The sequence below is a fragment of the Kitasatospora griseola genome (genome assembly GCF_014648555.1).
In the GTDB taxonomy this organism is placed as follows: Bacteria; Actinomycetota; Actinomycetes; order Streptomycetales; family Streptomycetaceae; genus Kitasatospora; species Kitasatospora griseola.
The window spans coordinates 1-4,502 of sequence record NZ_BMRI01000086.1 but is presented as its reverse complement, the minus strand read 5'-3'; the positions used below and the strand labels follow the sequence as shown (position 1 = coordinate 4,502).

At 71.7% G+C, this 4,502-nt stretch carries 1 protein-coding gene and 1 CRISPR repeat array; the gene reads left to right on the top strand.

Annotated features, from left to right (window positions below):
* The coding region (gene cas3 / locus IEZ12_RS37115; RefSeq protein WP_268250310.1) for a CRISPR-associated helicase Cas3' at positions 1-2,220 on the top strand (2,220 nt) is incomplete at its 5' end.
* Between the two features lie 334 nt (positions 2,221-2,554).
* Positions 2,555-4,355: a CRISPR direct-repeat array (repeat unit 37 nt; unit sequence GTTGCGATCCTCGGCCGCCCCGAAGGGCGACCGCCAC).
* Positions 4,356-4,502 lie beyond the last annotated feature (147 nt).

Genomic DNA, 4,502 nt, shown 5'->3' with positions numbered 1-4,502 from the left:
GCACCACTGTGGGCCCACAGCCGGAACCTACCAGGTGCCCGCCACACCCTGGAGGACCATCTCCGAGGATCCGCCTCGCTGGCGCACCGGTTCGGATCGGCCTTCGGCGCAGGTGAGTTGGCCGAGTACCTGGCGCTGGTCCACGACGTCGGAAAGGGCTCGTGCGCCTGGCAGCACGGCCTCGACGAGGCGGAGAAGCAGCATCGCAAGGTCGGTGTCCCCCACAAGGAGGCCGGCACATGGCTGGCCGCCTCGCACGCGGGGGTCCCGTTCGGCGCGGTCGTGCAGGGGCACCACGGTGGACTCCCCGAACTCCAGAAGGTGAAAGACCTCGTCCACGCCGTGAAAACCGGCACCCACGCGAACCAGGCGCTGATCGAGGAGGCCATCGTCCGCACGGCGGCGGTCGTCCCGGAGATCGTCCCGACCGGACGCATCCCCCTGCCGGCCTGGCTCTCCCGCGCGACAGGCCTTAACGGCAAGTTGAGCCGCGACCTGCTGGTACGGATGCTGTTCAGCTGTGTGGTCGACGCCGACTTCCTCGACACCAGCGCCCACTTCGCGAACACGCCCGCACAGGTCCGGGCCGACGCCGACATGACGTGCCTGCTGCAGGTCTTCGACAAGCGCCGGAACGAAGCCCTGTCCCGGCGCCGCGCCTCGAAGATCGACGGCATCCGCCGGCGGGTCTACGAGGAGGCGGTGGCCGCAGCGACCGGCGCGCCCGGCATGTACGTGCTCCACGTGCCCACCGGCGGCGGGAAGACCCTCACCTCCGCCGGATTCGCCCTGCACCACGCCGTCGCGCACGGCCAGCGCCGTGTCGTCGTCGCCGTCCCCTACACCAGCATCACCCAGCAGAACGCCCGCACCTACCGCCACCTGCTCGACCCCGACGACCCGGGCCTTCCCCCGACCGTCCTGGAACACCACAGCTCGGTCGACTTGGACGGCGCGAAGGGAACCTGGGCGCGCACCGCCGCCGAGAACTGGGACGCGCCGTTCGTCGTCACCACCACCGTCCAGCTCTTCGAGTCGCTCTTCTCCCACAGGCCCGCCGCCATGCGCAAGATCCACCGCCTGGCCGGCGCGGTGATCGTCCTCGACGAGGTCCAGGCCCTGCCGGACCGGCTCCTTGCCCCGATCCTCAGCGCCCTGCGCGGCCTGGTCGAACACTTCGGCGCCACCGTCGTCCTCACCTCCGCCACCCAGCCCGCCTTCTGGTCCCTCGCCCAGCTCGACGGCCTCCCCCGCCGCCAACTCATCACCGAACCCGCCGAATTGTTCGAGGAGCTGCAGCGCGTCACCTACGACTGGCGCACCGGCCCCGACGTCACCTGGGAGTCGATGGCCGACGAGATCGGCCGGCGCAGCGGCCGCCAGACACTGACCGTGGTGAACACCACCAAGGACGCCGCGCACCTGCACCGCCTCCTGGAAGAACGCACGAGCGGCACTGTCCTGCACCTGTCCACCCGGATGACCGCCGGCCACCGCGGCACCGTCATCGAACACATCCGAAGGCTCCTGGACTCCGGCAGCGACGTCCACGTCGTGTCCACCCAGCTGATCGAGGCCGGCGTCGACCTCGACTTCCCCCGTGTGTTCCGCGCCTGGGCGCCCGCGGAGTCCCTGCAGCAGGCCGCCGGCCGGTGCAACCGCGAAGGCCACCAGGACCACGGCACCGTCGTCGTCTTCAAGGTCCACGACGCCGGACAGCCCCGCGACAAGGCCTACACCGCCGCACTCGACGCCACCGCCGCCCACATCGGCCCGGACCTCGCCCGACCCGACAACCTCGACGCCCTCGACAAGTACTACCCGCTGCGCTACACCCTCCAAGGCAGCGGCCCCACCGGCATGGGCGCCCACATCGACACCCTGCGCACCCAACTCGACTTCCCCGCCGTCGACGACGCCTTCCGCATGATCGACGACACCCTCAACCGGCCGGTCGTCGTCATCCGCGACGAAGCCCACCGCGCCGCCGCCGAAGCCGACATCGCCGCCCTCAGATCCCCCTACCCGTGCGGACCGGAACCACTACGCCGACTCCAGCCCCACACCGCCCAACTCCCCCGCCACGAAGCCGACGCCGCCCTCACCACCGGCCTCGCCGAACCCGTCATCGGCAACCTCCTCCTGTGGAACGGCGCCTACCACCCCCACCGCGGACTCGACCCCGCCCAACCCGAAGACCGAACCGCCTTCCTCCTCTGAGCCCTCCTCAGCACGGAAACCGCCCCGGAGCCTCCCTCGTTCCACTCACGCCGACCACGAGACGACCGCACTTGGGCGCAGTCCGATCTGGTGGGCGCGCCGGGCCGCGTCGGCAAGTAGCGATCCTCGGCCGCCCCGGAGGACGACCGCCGCCGCTGGCCCGGCCCGGCGCCGGACGTGCGGTACATGGTTGCGATCCTCAGCCGCCCCGGAGGGCGACCGCCACGTCAGCGCGAGGGCGGCGACCGCCAGCAGCGACAGGTTGCGATCCTCGGCCGCCCGGAGGGCGACCGCCAGGCGAGGTAGCCGCCGTCCTGGTGCTCGCTCACCTCGGAGTTGCGATCCTCGGCCGCCCCAGAGGGCGACCGCCACACTGCGGGTTGGGCTGACGGGCGGGTCTGGTCTGCGGGTTGCGATCCTCGGCCGCACCGAAGGGCGACCGCCACGCGCAACACGGCTGCGCTCGGGCTTCTCGGGACGAAGTTGCGATCCTCGGCCGCCCCGAAGGGCGACCGCCACTGCTGGAGCTGGGCAAGGTAGTGTGGGCCGAGCTCGTTGCGATCCTCGGCCGCCCCGAAGGGCGACCGCCAAGACGCCCCCCAGCCTGGCGGCCCATGGAGGTGGGGGTTGCGATCCTCGGCCGCCCCGGAGGGCGACCGCCACGATGGCCTTCATCTGGTTGTTGCGCCGCAGGAAGTTGTTGCGATCCTCGGCCGCCCCGGAGGGCGACCGCCACTGGGGCCATCACGGCGAGCGGGTCGTACGGGTCGGAGTTGCGATCCTCGGCCGCCCCGAAGGGCGACCGCCACGGTGATCTCGGCGGTCACGTCGGCCAGTGCGCGGGTGTTGCCATCCTCGGCCGCCCCGAAGGGCGACCGCCACTAGGGCAGGTGCGGGTGGTGCTCGTGGTCCCAGATGTAGTTGCGATCCTCGGCCGCCCCGAAGGGCGACCGCCACCCGCAGCGGGGATGCGGTGCGCACCCGGGTGTTCAACCCGTTGCGATCCTCGGCCGCCCCGAAGGGCGACCGCCACCCCCAATCACATGCTGCAGCAGTTCAGGGACGACTGGTTGCGATCCTCGGCCGCCCCGAAGGGTGACCGCCACTGGTCCTTCTCCTTCGGTAGGTGCCGGGACTGAGGAGTTGCGATCCTCGGCCGCCCCGAAGGGCGACCGCCACACCTCCGCGACGTCGGCGGGCGCGGGCACCAGTTCAGCCGTTGCGATCCTCGGCCGCCCCGAAGGGCGACCGCCACGGCCGGTCCCGGTGGGTGAGTAGCGCTGGCCGCAGGTTGCGATCCTCGGCCGCCCCGAAGGGCGACCGCCACCCCGGGCCCCGATCGGCCAGCTGGCTTGACGACGAGGAGTTGCGATCCTCGGCCGCCCCGAAGGGCGACCGCCACGAGCCTGGCACGATGCTGATGCTCCGGCGGCAGCAGTTGCGATCCTCGGCCGCCCCGAAGGGCGACCGCCACCGGTGGCGCTGATCGCGGTGAGGACGCACCACTTCCTGTTGCGATCCTCGGCCGCCCCGAAGGGCGACCGCCACCGTGCGGCCGTCGGGACTGAACGCCACAGAGCTCACGGTTGCGATCCTCGGCCGCCCCGAAGGGCGACCGCCACCGTGCGGCCGTCGGGACTGAACGCCACAGAGCTCACGGTTGCGATCCTCGGCCGCCCCGAAGGGCGACCGCCACAGCGCAAGCACCAGCAGAAGCTGGCGCAGGTGAAGGCGTTGCGATCCTCGGCCGCCCCGAAGGGCGACCGCCACGATCGGGGCGCTCTCGTAAAGCTTGATCAGGCCGGGGTTGCGATCCTCGGCCGCCCCGAAGGGCGACCGCCACGATCGGGGCGCTCTCGTAAAGCTTGATCAGGCCGGGGTTGCGATCCTCGGCCGCCCCGAAGGGCGACCGCCACCCCAGCGCCTCGGCTACGCCTCCCGCGGCGCCGCATCGTTGCGATCCTCGGCCGCCCCGAAGGGCGACCGCCACCGGCAGGGCCTCGGCCTGGGTCGTGGAGGTGCCGGAGTTGCGATCCTCGGCCGCCCCGAAGGGCGACCGCCACACCTTCACCCGCAGCACTGCTGACTCGTGCGGGCGGTTGCGATCCTCGGCCGCCCCGAAGGGCGACCGCCACGCCGGCCCATCAGCGGAAACCTGCTGGCTCTCGCGCTCTTGCGCGACCAACCGGACAGGCAAATCTATACAGTTCGGACATCCTGCTTCGGTGCGATCCGCGTGGCGGCTGCACACTCGGGGTTCCGAACCGCTGCCCGCCGACGTC